This window comes from Kitasatospora sp. GP30 (genome assembly GCF_029892145.1).
Lineage (GTDB): Bacteria > Actinomycetota > Actinomycetes > Streptomycetales > Streptomycetaceae > Kitasatospora > Kitasatospora acidiphila.
Genome location: NZ_JARZAH010000016.1, coordinates 64,892 through 84,421, shown reverse-complemented (window position 1 = coordinate 84,421; position 19,530 = coordinate 64,892). Strand labels below are relative to the sequence as shown.

General features: G+C 72.5%; 19 protein-coding genes. 5 read left to right on the top strand and 14 right to left on the bottom strand.

From position 1 onward, the window contains the following. Nucleotides 1-4: 4 nt before the first annotated feature. Both P3T35_RS22615 and P3T35_RS22610 read right to left on the bottom strand, forming a co-directional pair. On the bottom strand, nucleotides 5-1,519 hold the full coding sequence (locus P3T35_RS22615; protein ID WP_143676868.1) for a PPE domain-containing protein: 1,515 nt from the start codon (nucleotides 1,517-1,519) through the stop codon (nucleotides 5-7). Nucleotides 1,520-1,583: 64 nt separating this feature from the next. Next, nucleotides 1,584-2,213 carry a hypothetical protein gene (locus P3T35_RS22610; RefSeq protein ID WP_101381617.1) on the bottom strand — a complete coding sequence of 210 codons (630 nt, stop codon included), beginning with the start codon at nucleotides 2,211-2,213 and terminating at the stop codon, nucleotides 1,584-1,586. Nucleotides 2,214-2,411: 198 nt separating this feature from the next. Between P3T35_RS22610 and P3T35_RS22605 the strand changes: the two genes are divergently transcribed. Beyond that, complete coding sequence (locus P3T35_RS22605) at nucleotides 2,412-3,173, top strand: type VII secretion target (protein ID WP_101381616.1); 762 nt, start codon at nucleotides 2,412-2,414, stop codon at nucleotides 3,171-3,173. 391 nt (nucleotides 3,174-3,564) lie between these two features. Here the strand turns inward: P3T35_RS22605 and P3T35_RS22600 are convergent, their stop codons facing one another. From P3T35_RS22600 to P3T35_RS22590, 3 genes are all read right to left on the bottom strand, one after another. Then, nucleotides 3,565-4,257, bottom strand: coding sequence for an endonuclease V (locus P3T35_RS22600; protein ID WP_101385172.1), 693 nt, complete (start codon nucleotides 4,255-4,257; stop codon nucleotides 3,565-3,567). 125 nt (nucleotides 4,258-4,382) lie between these two features. Next, nucleotides 4,383-5,030 carry an RDD family protein gene (locus P3T35_RS22595; RefSeq protein WP_101381615.1) on the bottom strand — a complete coding sequence of 216 codons (648 nt, stop codon included), beginning with the start codon at nucleotides 5,028-5,030 and terminating at the stop codon, nucleotides 4,383-4,385. An 82-nt stretch (nucleotides 5,031-5,112) separates the two neighbouring features. Then, the gene (locus P3T35_RS22590) at nucleotides 5,113-6,348 is read right to left on the bottom strand and encodes an RDD family protein (protein WP_101381614.1); all 1,236 of its coding nucleotides are present in this window, start codon (nucleotides 6,346-6,348) and stop codon (nucleotides 5,113-5,115) included. Between the two features lie 209 nt (nucleotides 6,349-6,557). On the opposite strand from P3T35_RS22590, the gene P3T35_RS22585 reads away from it, so the two are divergent. Next, the gene (locus P3T35_RS22585; protein WP_101381613.1) at nucleotides 6,558-7,001 is read left to right on the top strand and encodes an SsgA family sporulation/cell division regulator; all 444 of its coding nucleotides are present in this window, start codon (nucleotides 6,558-6,560) and stop codon (nucleotides 6,999-7,001) included. Between the two features lie 113 nt (nucleotides 7,002-7,114). Here P3T35_RS22585 and P3T35_RS22580 read toward each other — a convergent pair whose 3' ends face one another. Continuing rightward, on the bottom strand, nucleotides 7,115-8,437 hold the full coding sequence (locus P3T35_RS22580; RefSeq protein WP_280707454.1) for a glycosyltransferase 87 family protein: 1,323 nt from the start codon (nucleotides 8,435-8,437) through the stop codon (nucleotides 7,115-7,117). Between the two features lie 219 nt (nucleotides 8,438-8,656). On the opposite strand from P3T35_RS22580, the gene P3T35_RS22575 reads away from it, so the two are divergent. Beyond that, the gene (locus P3T35_RS22575) at nucleotides 8,657-9,136 is read left to right on the top strand and encodes a hypothetical protein (protein WP_101381612.1); all 480 of its coding nucleotides are present in this window, start codon (nucleotides 8,657-8,659) and stop codon (nucleotides 9,134-9,136) included. A gap of 71 nt (nucleotides 9,137-9,207) precedes the next feature. Here the strand turns inward: P3T35_RS22575 and hppD are convergent, their stop codons facing one another. Beyond that, on the bottom strand, nucleotides 9,208-10,341 hold the full coding sequence (hppD, locus tag P3T35_RS22570; RefSeq protein WP_101381611.1) for a 4-hydroxyphenylpyruvate dioxygenase: 1,134 nt from the start codon (nucleotides 10,339-10,341) through the stop codon (nucleotides 9,208-9,210). Between the two features lie 219 nt (nucleotides 10,342-10,560). On the opposite strand from hppD, the gene P3T35_RS22565 reads away from it, so the two are divergent. Continuing rightward, the gene (locus P3T35_RS22565; RefSeq protein WP_101381610.1) at nucleotides 10,561-11,079 is read left to right on the top strand and encodes an Lrp/AsnC family transcriptional regulator; all 519 of its coding nucleotides are present in this window, start codon (nucleotides 10,561-10,563) and stop codon (nucleotides 11,077-11,079) included. 14 nt (nucleotides 11,080-11,093) lie between these two features. Here P3T35_RS22565 and P3T35_RS22560 read toward each other — a convergent pair whose 3' ends face one another. The 5 genes from P3T35_RS22560 to P3T35_RS22540 form a co-directional block, all read right to left on the bottom strand. Further along, nucleotides 11,094-11,885, bottom strand: a complete 792-nt coding sequence (locus P3T35_RS22560; RefSeq protein WP_280707449.1) for a S16 family serine protease — start codon at nucleotides 11,883-11,885, stop codon at nucleotides 11,094-11,096. A 25-nt stretch (nucleotides 11,886-11,910) separates the two neighbouring features. Continuing rightward, nucleotides 11,911-12,561 carry a helix-turn-helix domain-containing protein gene (locus tag P3T35_RS22555; protein ID WP_101385169.1) on the bottom strand — a complete coding sequence of 217 codons (651 nt, stop codon included), beginning with the start codon at nucleotides 12,559-12,561 and terminating at the stop codon, nucleotides 11,911-11,913. A 451-nt stretch (nucleotides 12,562-13,012) separates the two neighbouring features. After that, nucleotides 13,013-14,764: a DEAD/DEAH box helicase gene (locus P3T35_RS22550; protein ID WP_101385168.1), complete on the bottom strand. Its 1,752-nt coding sequence runs from the start codon at nucleotides 14,762-14,764 to the stop codon at nucleotides 13,013-13,015. 236 nt (nucleotides 14,765-15,000) lie between these two features. After that, a complete protein-coding gene (locus tag P3T35_RS22545; RefSeq protein WP_101381609.1) occupies nucleotides 15,001-15,384 on the bottom strand; it encodes a type II toxin-antitoxin system death-on-curing family toxin in 384 nt (127 codons plus the stop codon). Further along, complete coding sequence (locus P3T35_RS22540; RefSeq protein WP_180356542.1) at nucleotides 15,381-15,584, bottom strand: Arc family DNA-binding protein; 204 nt, start codon at nucleotides 15,582-15,584, stop codon at nucleotides 15,381-15,383. The genes P3T35_RS22545 and P3T35_RS22540 overlap by 4 nt, the downstream gene beginning before the upstream one ends. 136 nt (nucleotides 15,585-15,720) lie before the next feature. On the opposite strand from P3T35_RS22540, the gene P3T35_RS22535 reads away from it, so the two are divergent. Continuing rightward, nucleotides 15,721-16,155, top strand: coding sequence for an SsgA family sporulation/cell division regulator (locus tag P3T35_RS22535; RefSeq protein WP_101381608.1), 435 nt, complete (start codon nucleotides 15,721-15,723; stop codon nucleotides 16,153-16,155). A 34-nt stretch (nucleotides 16,156-16,189) separates the two neighbouring features. On the opposite strand, the gene P3T35_RS22530 is transcribed toward P3T35_RS22535, so the two are convergent. Together P3T35_RS22530 and P3T35_RS22525 are read right to left on the bottom strand one after the other, a co-directional pair. Then, nucleotides 16,190-16,849: a class F sortase gene (locus tag P3T35_RS22530; RefSeq protein WP_101381607.1), complete on the bottom strand. Its 660-nt coding sequence runs from the start codon at nucleotides 16,847-16,849 to the stop codon at nucleotides 16,190-16,192. Further along, nucleotides 16,849-19,458 carry a phosphatidylglycerol lysyltransferase domain-containing protein gene (locus tag P3T35_RS22525; RefSeq protein WP_101381606.1) on the bottom strand — a complete coding sequence of 870 codons (2,610 nt, stop codon included), beginning with the start codon at nucleotides 19,456-19,458 and terminating at the stop codon, nucleotides 16,849-16,851. The genes P3T35_RS22530 and P3T35_RS22525 overlap by 1 nt, the downstream gene beginning before the upstream one ends. Nucleotides 19,459-19,530: the final 72 nt, after the last annotated feature.

The following is a 19,530-nucleotide window of genomic DNA, read 5'->3' as shown; positions in this document are numbered from 1 at the left end:
CCCCTCATTCCACCACGTCGGGGTTGGCGTCCTCATCCGACGCCCAGGTCTCCTCGTCCTCGACCAGGTAGTCCGCCCGCTTGCCCGTGGGCTTCTTCTTCCGCCGTGTGTCCCGCGTGCCGGGAGGCACGCCCATGCCCTCCTCACCGGGTTCCGCGACGCGCTCCGCGCCGGCCCTGCCGCGAGCACCGAGGCCCGTGCCACCCTCGGTGAAGGCCCTCTCACGCGCGGCTCCACTCGCCGCGCCACCCACCGGCTCCTCCGGTTCGCCGACCGCACCGATCCGTCGGCGGCTCGCAGCACCACCACGCATCCCGGCTGCGGCCCGGCCGCCCGGCATCCCGGCCGCTTCGCCTGATCCTGACGTTCCGCCAGGAACGCGCCCGCCACCGCTCGCAGTCGGCTCGCCCTCGCCGGTGAAGACACCCTCGCGAGGCGTCGATCCCGCACCTGGCCGTCCCCCACGAGGCGTCAGCGGCGCATCGAACGCGCCGCGTGAGCCGCGCTCGCCCAGCAGCGGGCTCTGACCGGCGCTGGTGCCGAGGCCCACCGGCATCGGATTGGTGCCGCTCGGCGCGATGCCGTTCGGCACGCCGCTCGGTGCGCCGCCGGTGGCGATCGCCGGAGGCCGACCGGCGAGTGCCGTGTGGTCCAGACTGGTGCCCGTCGTCGGCGCGGTGGGCAACGGAGCCGTGCCCTGCGGCGCGGCTGTGGACGCCACCGGTGCAGTTCCCGAGCCGATCGCGACGGACTTCGGCGCCGTGGGCGCCGAGTTCGGGACACCGCCCTTGATCCCGGAGTCCGTGGGCCCTGCCGAGGTGGTCGACGAGACCTGACGGGGCTTCGGAGCCGGGGTACTCGCGGTGGCCGCCCGGTTCGCTGCCTGCCGGGTATCCGGCGCCGTCGCATAGCCGCCGATGGCTCCCGCGCCAGCGCCCATCACAAATGCACTCAGCGCCGCGGCGGCGGTTGGATCCGGGGGCGGAACCGTTGGATCGTCAAACCCAAGTGCCGGCGGCTTCAGCACCGGCACCGCAGTCCGGTACTTGTTCGCCAGCGTTTGCATCACCGCGACGGCCTGGGCCTTGCGCTGGTCGGCGATCGGGGTCTTGGTGCTGTCGTCGCCGGTCCCGATGGTGTTCTGGACGGTGTCCGAGATCCCGTTGCCCAGTTGCTCCCAGAAACCCGGCTCCTCGGGCATGTCGTGCTTGGCCTGGTCGATGGCCTCGGACATCATCTGCAGCGTGTTGGCCGCGTCGTTGGCGTAGGCGGCGGTGTTGTTGACGTTGCCGGCCAGCTTGGTCATCGCGCCGTAGAAGGCGTCGCTGGTATTGCCTTCCCACTTCTGGGTGGCGTCGCCGGAGGCGGTGTCCAGGGAGGTGCGGATCTGCTTGAGGGTGTTGGCGGCGCGACGCCAGGGGTCGCTGGCGGACATCACGTCGCCGGAGTTCAGCGACTCGACCATGTTCCGCAGTTGGGAGTGGCTGTAGGCGCTGAAGTCCGTCACATCGTCACTCACGCCGACTCACCCCGTGTCGTCCTAGGCATCGCCACCAAGTCCACCACCAGCTCCTGACGAGTCGTCACCACTGCGGAAGCTCCGTCCCGTCCTGGCCATCACTCGCCGGCGCGCCCTGGTCCGGCTTCGCGCCGCCCGGCTTGCGCTTGCCGCCCGCAGGCGCGCCCGCCGGGACCCCCGCCAGCGAGGGCACCGCACCGTCGCGCGCCGCCGCGTCACCGGTGCTCGGATCGGCACCCGCCCGGTCCGCGGCCCGGTTGGCCGCCGACCGACCGGCCACGGCGCCCGTCGCCGCGCCGCCGGCGGCGGACGCGCCGTAGGCGGCGGCGGTCGCGGGGCTGCCGACCGACCAGCCGTCGGAGGTGACCTGGAGGCTCTGGGAGGTCTGGTGCTCCTGCTCCTCGTAGTTACTGGCGGTCAGGTCGGCCTTCTTCTGGGCCTCGTCGACCGCCTGCTGCAGGGCGGTGAGGACGTCCTTGAGGCCGTCACGCATCACGTCGTACTGATTGTGCAGCGCGGTGGCCTCGGCGAAGTCGCCGAGGGAGCCGCGGGCGATGCCCGACTTGGCGTGCGCGGTGGGTCCGTCGGCGTTCGCCTGGAAGTCGGCCAGCAGGCTGCGCACCTGTCCGGCGAACGCTCGCAGGCTGTCCACCTCGACCTGGTAGCCGGAGCCGCTGCTCCCGTTGTCGGCCACGGTTCGCGCCCTCCCCGTCCTCGTGTCCGTCCGAGCCTGCCCAGTATTCAACGCAACGCCAACCGTCGTGTCCACCACCACGGGTGTCCGTCCGGCAGTCGTGCGCCGCCAAACTGGGTTTCCGTACTCATGTGCGAGTGTCGGATGCTCCTGCTACGGTGCCTACCCAGAGTATCCGATGAGACACGTGGGGGGACCATGCAGGAGCCCGAGGGGAGCCAGACGCTCCAGGTGAATCCCGATGTGCTGACCGCCAGCGGAAAGAGCGGCCAGCAGATCGCCGAGCAGATACCGGGAGAGACGACGAAGATCGTCCAGCCGAGCGACCAGGCTTCCGGGAGCCTGCAGGGCTGGGCGACAGCCGGCGCGCTGCACGACTGCACCGCCGCCTGGAAGACGCTGCTCGACGGGCTCGCCAAGGACATGGACGGCTACGGCGGCAAGCTCGTGGCGATGGCGCAGAACTACCGCAGCACCGACCAGTCGGTGGCCAACCAGCTGGCGGCCATCAACCAGGCGCCCCCCGGCCCCGCCACCACCAGCCAGTCGGCCACCACCGCGAGCACCATGAGCGCCGTGATCGACGCGCCGTACGTGCTCCCGCCGGGCAGCCCCGACCCATTCGCCACCAAGCTCATCAACGCGCCCTACGTGGTCCCCGCAGGTGATGGCCAGTTCGAACTGCCGCCACGCAACACGCCGTACGTCCCCAGCGGGGAGTTCCAACTCCCGCCACGCAACACGCCCTACACCCCCAGCGGCGAATTCGAACTCCCGCCACGCAACACGCCCTACACCCCCAGCGGCGAGTTCCAACTCCCGCCACGCAACACGCCCTACACCCCCAGCGGCGAGTTCCAACTCCCGCCACGCAACTCCACCCAGTTGCCGACGCCGGACCCGGCGGCCATCGACCGCGAGATCAACGCACGCGGCGCCGACGCCCCGAAGGGGATGTAAAGGGGACGTAGTCGTGGAGATCGCTACTCTGCAACACGCGAACTCGATGACGCGGTCGCGGCACGCACCCCCTACGACACGCTGACCACCACGGGCACCTCAGCCGGGCTGGCTGAGCTGGCTGAGCTGGCTGAGCTGGCCGGCCAGAGTCGCTGTACTCCCCGCAGAGCGTCTCCCCGGCCAGGCGACGAGGTCGCCAGGACCCTGCGGAGCTACCTGATCGGCAAGCGCTCCAGCGTGGAGTCCGACACCCCCGGAACGCGGACCATGCGCGCCGCGTTCGACAAGGCGACCTGAGCACGTTCTCCAGGTGCGTCCGGCCCTACGGCACCCCCCACGTCACCGGCGACCCCAGCAGACACGACCCCACCCAGCCCGGCCCACCCCCGCCTCAGCCCTTCACCGCCTCCCCCAGCGCCCGCCGGCAGAGCGAGTCGGCCTGCCGGGTGGTCTCCGGCAGGCGGTACTTGGGGGTCAGTGCCAGCACGGCGGAGACGGCCTCGGACAACCCGATCCGGTGGCCCACCGAGACGAAGACCGGTTTCACTCCCGCGCGGGTGCGCAGCGCGCGGCCGACCTCGCTGCCGTCGCCGGTGTCGACCAGCGGGGTCCAGGCGCCGCGCTCGGGGCCCGGGTCGGTGCTGCTGAAGGTGAACGGGGTCTTGGCCACGCCCATGGTGGCCAGGCCGGTCAGCACGCCCAGGTGGCTGGCCAGGCCGAGGCGGCGCGGGTGGGCCAGGCCGTAGCCGTCGCAGACCACCAGGTCCGGTCGGCGGGTGAGCCGGGACAGGGCGTCGATCACAGCGGGGAGCTCACGGAACGCCAGCAGGCCCGGCAGGTAGGGGAAGGCGATCCGGCCGACGGCGGTGGCCTGCTCGACCACTTCCAGGGTGTCGAGGTCGAGCAGGACGGCCGCGGCGGCGACCACGTCCCGGTCGTCGTCGTAGGCGACGTCGACTCCGGCCACCAGGGCGCCGGGGGCGGGTGCCGGGCCGTGCGGCTCGACCAGGGGGCGCAGGCGGTGCTGCTCGGCCAGCGCCGCCGCCTCGGTGGTGGGCCAGGCGGCCAGGTCGACGGTCGTGATCACGGTGTTCCCCCGGGTGTCAGGCGGGTCCGGCCGGCGCGGACCGGACCCGGGCAACGCTAGCGGGTGGGTCCGCCAGTCGCCCGGGGGCTGCCGGTACGTCAGCCGGTACGTCAGCCGGTACGTCAGTTGGTGGACACCACCACGGTCTTCGCCGCCTTGTCGTGGATGCACTGGCGGTAGGGCTTGTCGAAGACGCCGAACATGCCGTCGACCAGCCACCACAGGCCGCAGCAGAGCACCGCGGGCACGGTGTAGACGGCGGCCCGGGTCCAGGCGGCCTGGCGGTTCGGGCGGGCGCCGTCGCTCAGCATGGCGACCCGGACGTTCATCACCTTCTTGCCCAGGGTCTGGCCGTCCCGGGAGAGCATCACGCCGTCGTAGACCAGGTACAGCGCGTAGTACACCCAGACGCCCTCGGTCCAGCCGTTCCGGTCGAAGCCGCTGATCGGCAGGGTCACCGCGAAGGCGACCACCTGGATGATCACGTAGTCGATCAGGCGGGCGAGGATCCGGCTCGGCCAGGTGCCGAGCGGGGGCATGCCGGCGATCTGGGTCGGGCCGCCCTGGGGGACACCGCCGGGCGCGCCGCCGTAGGAGCTGTACGGGCTGCCGCCGGGCGCCGGGCCGCCGTAGCTGCCCTGGTAGTCACCGGGGTCGGAGGGCTTGCCGTTGTACGGGGAGCCGTTCGCGCCGGGCTGCGACGGCTGCTTGTCGAAGGAGGGCTTGCCGCCTCCTTCCGGATCGGCGTTCGACGGGTCGTAGCTGCTCATATGAGCAGTAGATCACCGCAAATCGTATCTTCTACGGATATCCGACCCGTTTCGCCGACCTTGAACCGATCCTGACCGCCGGTCAGCCGCGCACCACCGTGGTGCGTGCCGCCTTGTCCGGCCAGGCCGCCAGGCCGGCCAGTCCCAGCACGGTGACCAGCAGCAGCTGACCGACCAGCCAGCGGCCGCAGGCCCGGCCGACGCCCGGCGGCTGCCTGGTCCCGGCCCTGACGACCCGTAGCCCGAGCAAGCGCTTGCCCAGGGTGCGGCCGGTCCGCGCGGTGGGCAGCACCTCCAGCAGCAGGCCGGCCAGCAGCAGCGCGCCGAGCAGCAGGGCGACCCGCCCGATGACCGTGCCGTCGATCAGCCAGACGTCCACCTCGCGGCGGGTCAGCTGACTGACCGTCCGGGCCTGGTCGAGTTTCTGCTGCAGGTAGGCGCTGGTCTGGGTGGCCAGCGGCAGACCGACGGCGGTGCCGACGGCGGCCAGTGGCAGCAGGTCCACCAGCCTGGCCAAAAGCCGGCGACCGATTCCCGCGAGTTGTGCCGCCGGCGCCCTGGTGGCATCGGAGGTCGGCGGGGCCGACTTCTGGCGCACGGCCGGCACCGGAGCAGGCACGGGCACCACCGGAGCGGGCCCGGGAGCGGCCATGGATGCGGGCCCCGGCACCGGCGCGGCAGCCGCCACCGGCGCAGGCACAGGCACGGGCACGGGCACGGGCGCAGACACAGGGGCAGGAACGGGAGCCGGTGCGGGAACGGGAGCCGGTGCCGGAACGGGCGCGGGAGCCGAGGCCGGCGCGAAGGCGGGTCCCGCCTCGGCAATCGGAGCAGCCCCCGCGGCAGGCGCCCCCGCCGCGCCGTGCGCGCCGGTACCCTCCGTGACCCCCCAGGACACCCAGCGCGGCGCTCCCCCCGTCTCCAGCAGCCCGCGCTGCTCATGCGGATCGGCCCGCCACCCCGGCTCGTCCAGTTGGGCCGCCGGACCGAGCGTGAACACCGCGTTGGCGCCCGTCTCGTCCAGGAAAACCGGCCCGGTCTCGCAGTCCTCGCCGGCCACCACCACGGCCGGCTCCGGCGCGGTGGGCGGGGCGGGCACCACGGGCGGCGGGATGTAGCGCGCGTTGGGCCGCGCCGCCGGCCGGTCGGCGAACGGCGGCGGGGGCAGCACCTCGCCCGCGGCGGGTGCCGGACGGCTGGTCCCGGGCACCCAGGTACCGCCGTTCCAGTAGCGGACGAAGCCCGGCACCGACGGGTCCGGGTAGTAGCCGGGCTCGGGTGCGGCCGCCCGGCTGGCGACCATTGGCTGGTCCGACATGGCTGATCCACTCTCCTGGGGCCTCGGCGGGGACGCACGCCACGTCGCCGGGCAGTCACAAAGGGTAGCCCTTTCGGGGCGCCCTCCGCTCGTGTTGGAGATTCCCGGGACATCCGCCCGGAATGTGTGTAAGACCTCGGCGCCCCCGCGCTCTCTCCGGGTGAAGCGGCCTGCACGGGCCGGTGGGAGCGATCGAGAGGAACGACGCCATGGACGTCCAGCCGAGCGTGGTGGAGCAGGAACTGCAGCTGAAGCTGGTGCTCTCGCCCGAGCGCAGCATCCCGGTCCCGGCCCGGCTGTCGTACGGCAGCCACGACCCGTACGCCGTGCACATCACCTTCCACCTGGACACCGGCTCCCCGGTGACCTGGGTGTTCGCCCGCGAGCTGCTGGTCGAGGGCACCTTCCGCCCGTGCGGTCAGGGCGATGTGCGGATCTGGCCCACCCTCCCCCAGCCTTCGGCCGGGGGTGCCCCCATCGGTCGGCAGAGCGTGCTCTGCCTCGCGCTCACCTCACCGGGCGGTGACGCGCTGCTGGAGGCGCCGCTGCCGACCGTGGCGGCCTGGCTGGAGCGCTGCCACCGGCTGGTGCCGCCGGGCAGCGAGCTGGGCGTCCTCGACCTGGAGGGCTCGCTCGCCGCGCTGCTGGCCTGAGCCGGTGCGGCCGGCGGCTCGGATCAGCGCACCGCGGGGGTGCGCTGCTCCACGGGCGGGCGCTGCTCAGCGGGCGGGAAGCTGGCCTGAGCCGGTGCGGCCAGCGGCCCGGATCAGCGCACCGCGGGGGTGCGCTGCTCCACGGGCGGGCGCTGCTCGGCGGAGGTGCGCGGGGCGATCAGCGCCCCGGGTGCCCGGGAGGCGGAGCGCGGCTGGGGCACCACCGGACGTCCCACCGCCAGTCGCCGGGCCCGCACCCGCAGGGCGGCCACGGTCAGGAAGCAGAGCCCGATCCACGGGTAGAGGCCGGCGGGCAGCTGCTGGAACAGGCTGAGCCGGAGGTCGACTATGCCGACGTGCGGCACCATCCACATCGCGAAGGAGCAGAAGCCGAGCAGCGTCATCACGAAGATCGGCCGCCAGCGCAGGCGGCGCACCGCGACCGGCCGGGTGCGCTCATGGTCCGCCTCGGCGGCCAGCAGCACCAGCAGCGGCACGCACCAGACCCAGTGGTGGGTCCAGCTGATCGGCGAGACCAGCAGCGCGGTGACGGCGGTGCAGCAGACGCCCCAGGCCTCGGCGCGGGGCAGTCGGCGGTTGTTGCGCCAGAGCTGGGCGGCGATCGCGAGGCCGGCCACCGCGACCACGGCGACCAGCAGCGCGGCCCCGGGCCCGGGGACGTGCACCTGCTCGAACCGGGCGACGATCCCGCGCAGCGACTGGTTGTCGACGATGTCGGTGCGGCCGACTCGGGAGGAGTCGTAGAGGTACTTGGTCCAGAAGCCCTTGCTGGCGTCGGGGAGCACCAGCGCGCTGGCGGCGAAGGTGACCAGGAAGGTGACGCCGGCGGTGATCGCGGCCCGGATCCGGCCGGTGAGCAGCAGGTAGACGGCGAACAGTCCCGGGGTGAGCTTCATGCCGGCCGCTATCCCGATGCCGACGCCCTTCCAGCCGCGGTCCCGCGCGACGTTGAAGTCCCAGAGCACCAGGCAGAGCAGCAGCAGGTTGATCTGGCCGTAGCGCAGATTGGTGTAGATCGGCTCCAGCCAGACACCGAGCCCGGCGACCAGCACCACGCCGATCGGCCGCAGCTGCCGGTTGGGCCAGCCGGCCAGCCGGAACGAGAGCAGCGCCGCCAGGGCGAGCAGTCCGACGTTGCCGGCGGTGACCGCGACCCGTAGGAAGCTCACCGAGAACCAGGTGGTCGGCACGAAGAGCAGCGCGGCGAACGGCGGGTAGGTGGCCGGCAGGTTGGCCGCGGTGACCCGCAGCCCGTAGAGGTCGAGGTGGTGGACCACCGCGTTGCCCTCGGCCCGGTAGACGATCATGTCCACCATGGCGGTGCCGATCAGGTGCCGGACCAGCGCGTAGCCGAACAGCGAGGCCAGCGCCAGCAGGGTGGCGATCCACATCGGCTTGCGCGGTGCCTCCCGCACCGCCCGCACCGGGGCGGTGACCCAGGGTCGCCACCTCGTTGCAGGCGAAGGGGCGGGCCGGGGGGCGGTTCGCACCGTCCGCTGGTCCTCATGCACCACTGTCACTTGCCCGCTCCATCCCGCCGGCCGGTCGACCAGCCATCGACCATACCGGAGGGGTGTGGCTGTGGCGTGTGCTGCGCAGGAGGTGATTGCGAAGGACCGCGGCCACCTCAGGCGATGCCGTCGCGCCACCTGCGGGCCCGTCCCCGCCTGCGGGCGGCCGGGGCCGGCGGGGACGTGTCGACGCCCAGCCGCAGCCGGATCTCGGCGCCGCCGAGCCCCGCCGAGCGGCCCAGTGCCAGGTCACCGCCGGTGGCCGCCGCGCCGACCCCGCAGCCCCCGCAAACCGCCGCCCCTGAGCACAGCCCGACCCCGGTGTCCGAGCGGCACCCGGTGCCGAGCGACGCGGGCCCGCCGAGCGCCCCAGGCGGCGGCGGCACGGTGCGGAGCTATCTGGTGCCGGGCGGCCGGGTCGCGGTGAACCTGCGCCCGGACAGCGCCGAGCTGGTCTCAGCCGTACCGGATCCGGGCTGGCAGCTGCAGATGTGGACCGGCGACCAGTGGCTGCGGGTCGACTTCACCCAGGCGGACAGCACCAACTCGGTCTTCGTCACCTGGAACGGGCATCCGCCGGACGTGCAGACCGTGGTGCGCTGATCCGGCGCCCGGGCAGCCCGACGGCCCCCGGTCCGGACGGAACGGACCGGGACCCTGGGCCACCCGCGGTGCTACAGGTTGCCGCGCTTCTCCTGCTCGCGCTCGATCGCCTCGAACAGCGCCTTGAAGTTGCCCTTGCCGAAGCCCATCGAGCCGTGCCGCTCGATCATCTCGAAGAAGACGGTCGGCTTGTCCTGGACCGGCTTGGTGAAGATCTGCAGCAGGTAGCCGTCCTCGTCGCGGTCGGCCAGGATCTTCAGCTCGCGCAGCTCCTCGATCGGCACCCGGGTGTCGCCGACCCACTCGCCCAGGGTGTCGTAGTAGCTGTCCGGGGTGTCCAGGAACTCGACACCGGCCTCGCGCATCTGCCGGACCGACGCCACGATGTCGTTGGTGGCCAGCGCGATGTGCTGGACGCCGGGGCCGCCGTAGAACTCCAGGTACTCGTCGATCTGCGACTTCTTCTTGGCGATGGCCGGCTCGTTCAGCGGGAACTTCACCTTGCGGGTGCCGTCCGCGACCACCTTGGACATCAGCGCGGAGTACTCGGTGGCGATGTCGTCGCCGACGAACTCCTTCATGTTGGTGAAGCCCATCACCTGGTTGTAGAACTCCACCCAGGTGTTCATCTTGCCGAGCTCGACGTTGCCCACGCAGTGGTCGATGGCCTGGAAGTTGCGGCGGGCGAGCGGCGCCACGATGGGGTTCTTGGCGGCGTAGCCGGGCAGGTACGGGCCGGCGTAGCGGGAGCGGTCCACCAGGGTGTGCCGGGTCTCGCCGTAGGTGGCGATCGCGGCCAGCACCACGGTGCCGTGCTCGTCGTCCAGCTCGTGCGGCTCGACCAGGCCGGTGGCGCCGTGCTCGATGGCGTAGGCGTAGGCGGCGTGGACGTCCGGCACCTCGATGGCCAGGTCGGTCACGCCGTCGCCGTGGGCGGCCACGTGCTGCTCGATGAACTTGCCGTGGTCGGTGGTCGCCTTGATCACCGAGGTGAAGACGAACCGGGCGGAGCCGGACTCCAGCACGTAGCTGGCGGTCTCGCGGTGGCCGGTCTCCGGGCCGCGGTAGGCGACGCAGCGCATCCCGAACGCGGTGGAGTAGTAGTGCGCGGCCTGCTTGGCGTTGCCCACTGCGAACTCGACGGCGTCCATCCCCTTCACCGGGAAGGAGTCGGCGGGGACGGACTGAGCGGCGGTGTCGGTCATGACTGCCTCCCTGTAGGCGTGAGGACCTCGCCCGCCCCGGGGTGTGGGGCCGGCGGCCCGTGGCGGCGGGTGGGGGGTGCCCGTCACGGGGTCGTGGGTGGAGAGTGGCCCCGCTCACGTCGCTGCGCAACTGTTCGGTCGAACGCTGGTCAAGCTGTGCGCTCTGGTCGCAGAATGCGTCTGCCGGCTGTACAGACTGCCCAGCCCTGGAGGCCTCCGATGCACGTGCCAGCTTCGCCCCATATCGGTGCTGCGTCCCGAATCGACGCCTTGGACGCCCGGCTGATCGAACTGCTGGCCGCCGAGCCGCGGATCGGGGTGCTGGAGTGCTCGCGCCGGCTGCAGGTGGCCCGGGGCACGGTGCAGGCCCGGTTGGACCGGTTGATGGCACGCGGGGTGGTCGGGGGCTTCGGGCCCGAGGTGGATCCGGCGGCGCTCGGCTATCCGGTGACGGCCTTCGCCACCCTGGAGATCTCGCAGGGCCAGGGCTCCGACGTGCGGGCCCACCTCGCCGCGGTGCCCGAGGTGCTGGAGCTGCACACCATCACCGGGCAGGGCGACATGCTCTGCCGGATCGTCGCCCGCTCCAACGCCGACCTGCAGCGGGTGATCGACCGGGTGGTGGGCTTCGACGGGATCGTCCGGGCGGCGACCGCGATCGCACTGGAGAACCCGGTGCCCTACCGGGTGCTGCCGCTGGTGGCGCAGGCCGCCGGCGAGGAGCCGCCGACGGCCTGATCAGACGGGCGGTCTCAGCAGCTGGGCACCGGCCCGCCGCTGCCCAGCGCGTTCAGCGCGGCCACCGAGTCGCTGAGCGTGTTCACCGGGACCAGCCGCAGCCCGGACGGGGTGTTGACCTTGGCGTCGGCGCACTCGGCACGCGGCACCAGGAAGACGCTGGCACCGTCGCGGGCCGCTGCCTGGGTCTTCAGCGCCACCCCGCCGACCGTGCCGATGTCGCCGTTGGCGTCGATGGTGCCGGTGCCGGCGATGTCGCGCCCGCCGGTCAGGTCGCCGCCCTTGCCGTTGCCGGCCAGCTTGTCGATGATCGCCAGGGTGAGCATCTGGCCGCCGCTGGGGCCGCCGATGTCGCCGAGGTCGACCGAGACCTTCACCTGGTCCGGGGAGAGGTGCAGATAGCTCAGCGCGGCGGCGGTGGCGCTGTCCTGGGACTGCACCACCTCCTGGCGGGCCTGGCTCATGTCGCCCTGCGGGTAGACGCTGTCCCGGGGCAGCACCGCCACCTTCGGGTCCAGCCAGCCCTGCAGCGCCGCCTCCAGGCTGATCGACTCCTTCGGCCCGGTGGCCAGGATGGTGGTCACCAGCAGCGTCCCGCTGGTCGCCCGGACCGGGGCACCGGTGATGGTCACCACCTGGTTGCCCTGGTAGCTGCCCAGCGCGTTGGCGGTGGCGCCCGGCCAGGTCTTGGTGAACGGCAGCGGGGCGAACGCGGCCACCAGGAACAGCACGGCCAGGACGGCGCCGCAGAGCGTCAGCGCCCGGCGGCGCGGGGTCAGCCAGGAGGTGTGGGAGTCAGCAGGCACAAGGGGAATCCAAACACACCGCGGCTCAGCGCAGGGCGTCCGCCACCTCGGTCGCCGCCTCCACCACCCGCGGCCCGACCCGCTCGGGCACCAAACCGTTGAGCATCACCACACCGACGCTGCCCTCGATCCCGCTCAGGCCGATCAGCGCGGCGGCGGCGCCGCTGGCGCCCGACTGCTCCTCCGCCCGGGTGATCACGAAGGCCTGCTCGGGCCGCCGCTGGCCGGGGTGCTTGCGGGCCTCCAGGATGGCCTTGCCGGCCGCGCTCTCGTCCAGCGGGTGCCGCAGGCCGGTGCGGTAGGCGACGTGGAAGTCGGTCCAGCTGGGCTCCACCACGGCGACGGCCAGCGCCTCGGTGCCGTCCACCAGGGTGAGGTGGGCGGTCGCCCCGAGGTCCTCGGCCAGGCTGCGCAGCGCGGGCAGCGCCGCCTCGCGCAGCAGCGGGTGCACCCGGTGGGCCAGCCGCAGCACCCCGAGGCCGACCCGGGCCCGCCCGCCGATGTCGCGGCGGACCAGCCCGTGCTGCTCCAGGGTGGCCAGCAGCCGGTAGACCACGGTGCGGTTGACGGCCAGCCGGGCTGCCAGCTCGGTGACGGTCAGCCCGCGCTCCGAGTCGGCCAGCAGTTTGAGCACCCGGACACCGCGGTCAAGGGTCTGGGAGGTCTCGGCGGTCACGACACGCATTCCTTTCCACGGCGTCGGCCGACCGACAGGCCGCCGCGCCGACCGAGTGAGTCGCGCGCAGGGGTGATGGACGCGGCAGGCCTGCTGCGACGTCATCGGCACACGCGGCCCTGCGCGCTCCGGTAGGAGGTCGTGCCTACGGCAGAGCGTGGGGAGAAAGTAGTAACTGAATCGGCGCTGCGGAAGTGCTTGTCCAAAATTCGGTCAAGATCGATTTTTTGGATTCGGACCAACCCGGGCAATAGTCGGCAATTCGCGGGCCTGTTCGGGCCGCCGCCGGCACCGTCGTTCCGGGTAACGGACACCTGGGAGTTTCCGGGGAACTCGCCGGTCGGAATGCGGACGGCCCGGCGCACTCGTGGTGCGCCGGGCCGAAATCACCGTGACGAACCGTCGGCAGAACGGTGACGGACCGTTGTTCCCGCCGGCTGGAAAAGCGAGGTCAGCGGGCCCATTCCTTGACCTTGGCGATCCGGGCCCTGAGCTGGTTGGCGGTGGCCTGGGCGGTCAGCGGACCGCCGCACTGGCGGCGCAGCTCGTTGTGGATGGTGCCGTGCGGCTGGTTGGTCCGGTGGTGCCAGGCGGCCACCAGGGTGTTCAACTCCTTACGCAGTTCCCGCAGTTCCTGATGGGTCACCACCGGGCGCTGCTCGGCCGGCAGTTCGAGCAGGTCGGCCTCCTCGGCGGGCTTGGCCTTGGAGCGCTGGATCTGCCGGCTCTGCCGCTTCTGCAGCAGCAGGTGCACCTGGTCCGGCTCCAGCAGGCCCGGGATTCCGAGGTAGTCCTCTTCCTCCTCGGAGCCCGGGTGCGCCTGCATCCCGAACTCCATGGCGTTGTAGAGCACGCGGTCGAACACCGCGTCGGACCCGAGCGCCTCGTAGGAGAGCTCCTCGCCGCCGGCCCCGTCCGGACCGTCGTTGGCCCGCTCGGCCTCGGCGAGCAGCCGGTCCTCCTCGTCGAAGAGCCCGTCGCCCTCCTTCTTCGGCCGGTCCAGCACGTGGTCGCGCTGCAGTTCCATCTCGTTGGCGAAGCCGAGCAGCATCGGCACCGAGGGCAGGAAGACCGAGGCGGTCTCGCCGCGCTTGCGGGCCCGGACGAAGCGGCCCACCGCCTGGGCGAAGAACAGCGGGGTGGAGATCGAGGTGGCGTAGACGCCGACCGCCAGGCGGGGCACGTCGACGCCCTCGGAGACCATCCGGACCGCGACCATCCAGCGGTCGTCCGAGGCGGAGAACTCGGAGATCTTCTTGGACGCCTCGGCCTCGTCGGAGAGCACCAGGGTGGCCTTGCTGCCGCTGATCTCGCGGATCATCTTGGCGTAGGCGCGGGCCGAGTTCTGGTCGCTGGCGATCACCAGGGCGCCGGCGTCCGGGATCGCCTTGCGCACCTCGGTGAGCCGCTTGTCGGCGGCCCGCAGCACATTGGGGATCCACTCGCCCTGCGGGGAGAGCGCGGTCCGCCAGGCCTGGGCGATCAGGTCCTTGGTCATCGGCTCGCCGAGCCGGGCCTCCAGCTCGTCGCCGGACTTGGTCCGCCAGCGCATGTTGCCGCTGTAGGAGAGGAAGATCACGGGGCGGACGACGTGGTCGGCCAGCGCGTGCCCGTAGCCGTAGGTGTAGTCGGCGACCGACTTGCGCAGGCCGTCGGCGTCGGGCTCGTACTGGACGAACGGGATCGGGTTGGTGTCCGAGCGGAACGGGGTACCGGTCAGCGCGAGCCGCCGGGTGGCCGGCTCGAACGCCTCCAGGCAGGCCTCGCCCCACGACTTGGAGTCGCCGGCGTGGTGGATCTCGTCCATGATCACCAGCGTCTTGCGGGACTCCGTGCGGTTGCGGTGCAGCATCGGGTTGACCCCGATGCCCGCGTAGGTGACCACGATGCCGTGGTAGTCCCGGGAGAGCGGACCCGAGGAGTACGCCGGATCCAGCCGGATGCCGATCCGCGCGGCCGCCTCGGCCCACTGCTTCTTCAGGTGCTCGGTGGGCGCCACCACGGTGACCTGCTGCACCAGGTGGTTGTGCAGCAGGTAGGAGGCCAGGGTCAGGGCGAAGGTGGTCTTGCCTGCGCCCGGGGTGGCGACCGCCATGAAGTCCCGGGGCTGGGTCTCGATGTACTTGTCGAGCGCCCCCTGCTGCCAAGCCCGCAGCTTGCCTGCGGTCCCCCAGGGCGCCCGGCCCGGGAACGCCGGAGACAGGTGCGTAGCGGCGGAGGTCCCGCTGGGCCGAAGCGCCTGGTGCGGGTCGGCGGCATCGGAGAACAGCGGCGAGATGGACGGCGCGGGCGAAGAGGCGGCAGTACTCACGGTCTCCGGAAAAGGTGATTGTCGCAGGTCAGGGCGGTGTTCCCGGCCCCACCCCGCAGTCGGCGGGCGATCGGACAACCCGCCTAGCGTACCGGGCCCAGGGCCGTCGCCGAGCTCGACACAGACCCTCACTGGGCGTCGTGCAGCTCCCGCAACCGCCGCGCGATATCGCCCAGCTCATGGATCGCACCCGCCGCCACACCCACCACCAGCTTGTATGCCCCGTCCTGATCGACGGCCGGCATCTCGGCCCCGTTGAGGTCGAGGAAGACCACCGTGCACATCCACGCGGTGCGCTTGTTCCCGTCCACGAACGGATGGTTGATCAGCAGCGAGTGCAGCAGCGCCGCCGCCTTCTCCCATACGGTGGCGTAGGCCTCGATCCCGAACATCTCGGACCCCGGGCGGTGCACCGCCGAGTCGAGCAGACCGAGATCCCGGACCCCCATGCTCCGCCCCTGGCAGGCGAACTCCGAAAGCTCCAGGACCTCCCGGACTGTCAGGTACTTCACTCGCCCAGCCTCCGGAGCAGATCGGCGTGGCGGGTCGCGTACTTGGCGCCGAGCTTGCGCACCGAGTCCCGATCGGACTCCTCGCGCAGGTACCGCTCGATGGCCAGCAGTACGACGGCGTGCATGCTGCGCCCCTCCTCCTCCGCCCGGGCCTTCAGGGCTTCCTGCTGTTCGTCGCTGAGTCGCAGATTCATGGCCATACCGAAACGGTACTTGGGATGGGGTCATTATGGTACTTGATCAACGTGACCCACATCACCCGTCCGCCCCGGTAATCCCCCGCCCCCGCGCCGCTCTCTCCTGGTGACCGCATGTCCCGTCCCCAAGGAGCCCCCCATGCGCAGCGCCAGTGTCGAGCACGTCGTCCAGGCCCGGCTGATCCTCAGCACCCAGGTGTCCACCGGCCTCACCGTGGTGCTGCGGTACCGGCGGAACGATCCGCTGGCGGTGCGGATGGTGTTTCCGGCCGAGTACTCGCTGGACGAGCGGTCTGCGCCGCAGGGTGGGGCCGAGGTGGTGTGGGTGTTCGCGCGGCAGTTGCTGGCCTGCGGGCTGGAGCTGCCGAGCGGGCTCGGGGACGTGCACGTCCGGCCCTGCCGGGGCGCGCACACCATGGTCGAGCTGCGGGCGCCGGAGGGGGTGGCGCTGGTGCGGTTCGAGGCCGGCGATCTGCGCCGGTTCCTCTGGGCCAGCTACCAGGCGGTGCCCGAGGACCGGGAGCTGCGGCACCTGGACGCCGACCGGGCGCTGGCCGAGCTGCTGGGTTCCTGAGATCGGGCACCCCCGGCCGAAGGCTGGGGGAGCGTCACCCGGGTCCGCGGTGGCCGGCCAGATGGGCGTAGACCACCACGTTCCCCTGGTAGCCGTCGCCCTTGCGGTAGCCGCCGCCGCAGGTGATCAGGCGCAGCTGGGGGTCCGGGGCCTGGCCGTAGACCTGCTGGTCGGGGAAGGCGGTGCGCGGGTAGACCTCGACCCCGTCGACGGTGAACCAGGCGGTGCTGCGGTCGTCCCGGAGCACGTCGATCCGGTCGCCGCGGCGCAGCGCGCCCAGCCCGTGGAAGACGGCCGGGCCGGTCGCGGTGTCCACGTGCCCGGCCAGCAGGGCGGTGCCGCGCTGACCCGGCGTCACCCCGGCCTGGTACCAGCCGGCCAGGTTGCGGTCCTGGTCCGGCGGGGTGGCCAGGTGGCCCTCGGGGTCCAGGCCGACGCCGGCGATCGGGGCGTCCACCCCGATCGCCGGGATTCTGATCCGCGCCGGCCGCGACCGGCCCATCGGGGTGCCGCTCAGCCCGGCCGGGCGCACCCCGCCGGCGCCCAGTGCCTCGGCGGGCGCGGGGGCGGGCGGCGGCGAGCCGTGCAGGCCGTCCTGCACCAACCAGGCGCCCGCGACCATCGCCGCCCCCAGCAGCGCCGCCCCCGGCCAGGGGCTTCGGTGTCCGGTCGGCCCGCCGTCCGGTCTCGCCATCAGTCCACCGCCCCTTCGGTCCGGCCCGATCCAGCCAAGTCGGAGGTCCGCCGCCGCGCATCGGCTGCGCCTGCGGACGGGTGATCGGTGGACGAGCGGCGCAGCGCGCCGACGCCGAGCAGCCGCGGCCGGACCAGGAACCCCTCGGCCATGCCGTTGGCGATCGCGATCACCGGCAGCTCTGAGGACTTCTCGTAGAGCACGAACCGCGGCTCCCAGACCGGCTGGTACTTGGCGTTGGCCCGGTACAGCGACTCCAGCTGCCACCAGCGGGAGAGGAACCGCAGCACGGTCCGGAACAGCCGCAGCACCGGACCGGCCCCCAGCTTGCCGCCGGCCTCGAAGACGTAGCGGAACATCGCGAAGTTCAGCGAGACCCGGGTGACCGTGGGCTCGCCGTGCGCGGCGCGCAGCAGCAGCTCGGTGACCAGGAACTCCACCAGCCCGTTCTCCGACTCCCGGTCACGGCGCATCAGGTCCAGCGAGAGGCCGTGCGCGCCCCACGGCACGAAGCTGAGCAGCGCGCAGGTGCGGTCGTTCTCGTCGCGGCACTCGACCATCAGGCAGTCGCCGTCGGCCGGGTCGCCGAGCCGGCCGAGCGCCATGGTGAAGCCGCGTTCGGTGCGCCCGTGCCGCCAGGCGTCGGCCAGGTGCACCAGTTCGGCCAGCTCGGCTTCCGGGATGTCCCGGTGCCGGCGGATCACGGCGGTGCAGCCGGCCTTGCGGACCCGGTTGTGCGCCTGCCGCAGGGTCCGCATCGAGCGTCCCTCCAGGGTGAAGCCCGCCACCTCCACGATGGCCTCGTCGCCGAACTCCAGGGCCTTGAGGCCGGCCCGGCGGTAGGCGATGCCGGCCTGCTCGCCGGCGCCGGTGACGGCCGGCACCCAGGCGTTGGCCCGGGCCAGTTCGCGCCACCGGTCGATCGCCTGCGGCCAGGCCTCCGGGTCGCCGATCGGGTCGCCGGAGGCCAGCGCCACCCCGTTGACCACCCGGTAGAGCACCGCGGCCTTGCCGGACGGCGACCAGCAGACCGCCTTGTCGCGGCGCAGCGCGAAGTAGCCCAGCGAGTCGCGGGCGCCGTGCCGCTCCAGTAGGGCGCGCAGCCGCTGCTCGTCCTCGGGCTGCAGCCAGACCCGGTCTCGCGGGGAGCGGAAGAAGACCCGCAGCACGATCAGGAACACGGCGGCGGCGAGCACGTTGATCGCCAGGTCGGCCCAGCGGGCGACGGCCACCGTGGGCACCAGTTCGCCGAAGCCCGTGGTGGTGAAGAGGCGGATCGCGGCGTACCGGACGCTGTCGTCCCAGTCCGGTACCGGCGGCGAGCTGCTGGCCCGGATCAGCACCGCGCCCAGGCCCAGCACCAGCGCGGCGCCGACCACCGCGCTGCTCAGCCCGATCAGGACGTTGCCGTGCGCGCCACGCGCCTGGTAGACGCGCCGGCTGAGCAGCAGCGCGGCGAGCACGCTCGCGGTGAGGGCGGCCGATACCCAGTTGAACGGGTGCCCGCGGTCCTCGGGCAGCGCCAGCAGGGCCAGCCCGAACAGCACGGCGTAGCCGGCGACCACTGCGGTGGCCACTATCCAGGCGGCCCGCTTGCGGCGGCGCAGCATCACGGCCAGCAGGGCGGCGAACAGCGCGGCGGTGAAGCCGGCGGTGAACAGCACGGGGGTGAAGTACTCGCCGCTGTCGACCTTGTGCACCCGCTCCCGGAACGGCGTGACCAGCCCGGTCAGCAGGTTGACCGCGGCGGCGATCCGCAGGTACCACTCGGCGTAGCCGCCGCAGCGCTGCCGCCAGCGAGCGGGCGGTGGTGGCGGCGGCACCTGCGCGGGTGCGGCGAGCGGCGGCGCGGCGGCGACCGGTTCGGCGGTCACGTCGGGAGCGCCGGCCAGCAGGTTGTAGGCGGCCGTCTTGACGGCCATCAGCCGCCGGTGCACCCGGGCCTCGCGCCGCTCGGCGCGGGCCATCCGGCGCGGGCGGCTGCGGTAGCGCCAGCGGGCCCAGGGGCTGCCTGGGCGGGCCAGCCGGATCGCGCCGACCACCGCGAGCAGCGGGATCATCACGCCGAGCAGGCCCGTCCACAGCTTGCCCTTGAGCAGGCTGACCACGACCAGCACCAGCAGCACGCCGGCCACCGCCAGTTGGGAGGGCGAGACCTTGCCGACGAACCCGCCGAGCGGGAGCTGGCCGAGCAGCAGCAGGCCGATCAGCGCCACGGCCAGGATCACCGCGTCCACCGACTTGCGGCCCTGCTCCTTCCAGTAGACGTCCTCCAGGTGCAGCACCAGGGCGAACTCGTCGAGGACCAGGCCGCAGCCGATCCCGAAGGCCAGCGCGAAGGCCTCGCGCAGGTGGCCGCTCGGGCTGTGCAGCGTGAAGCCGCCGACGCCGGCGACCAGCATCAGCGCCTGCCCGAAGACCACGTGGTGGATGTGCAGGCCGCCGGGGGTGACGTTGCCGGGCCACCAGGGGGTGCCGCGGCGGATCAGCCGGGTGCTCAGCCGGATGAAGAGGAAGGCGGCGATCAGGCCGAGCAGCAGCAGGAAGAGCGGCTGCCGGCCGGGCTCGACGACTCGGGAGTGGTAGGCATTCAGTACCGACTGCCACATGGCGACCCGCGCTCCTCCCGCCCTGCCTGCGTTTCAATCTGAATGATCGTTCGCTCCGGCTGACGCGTCGAC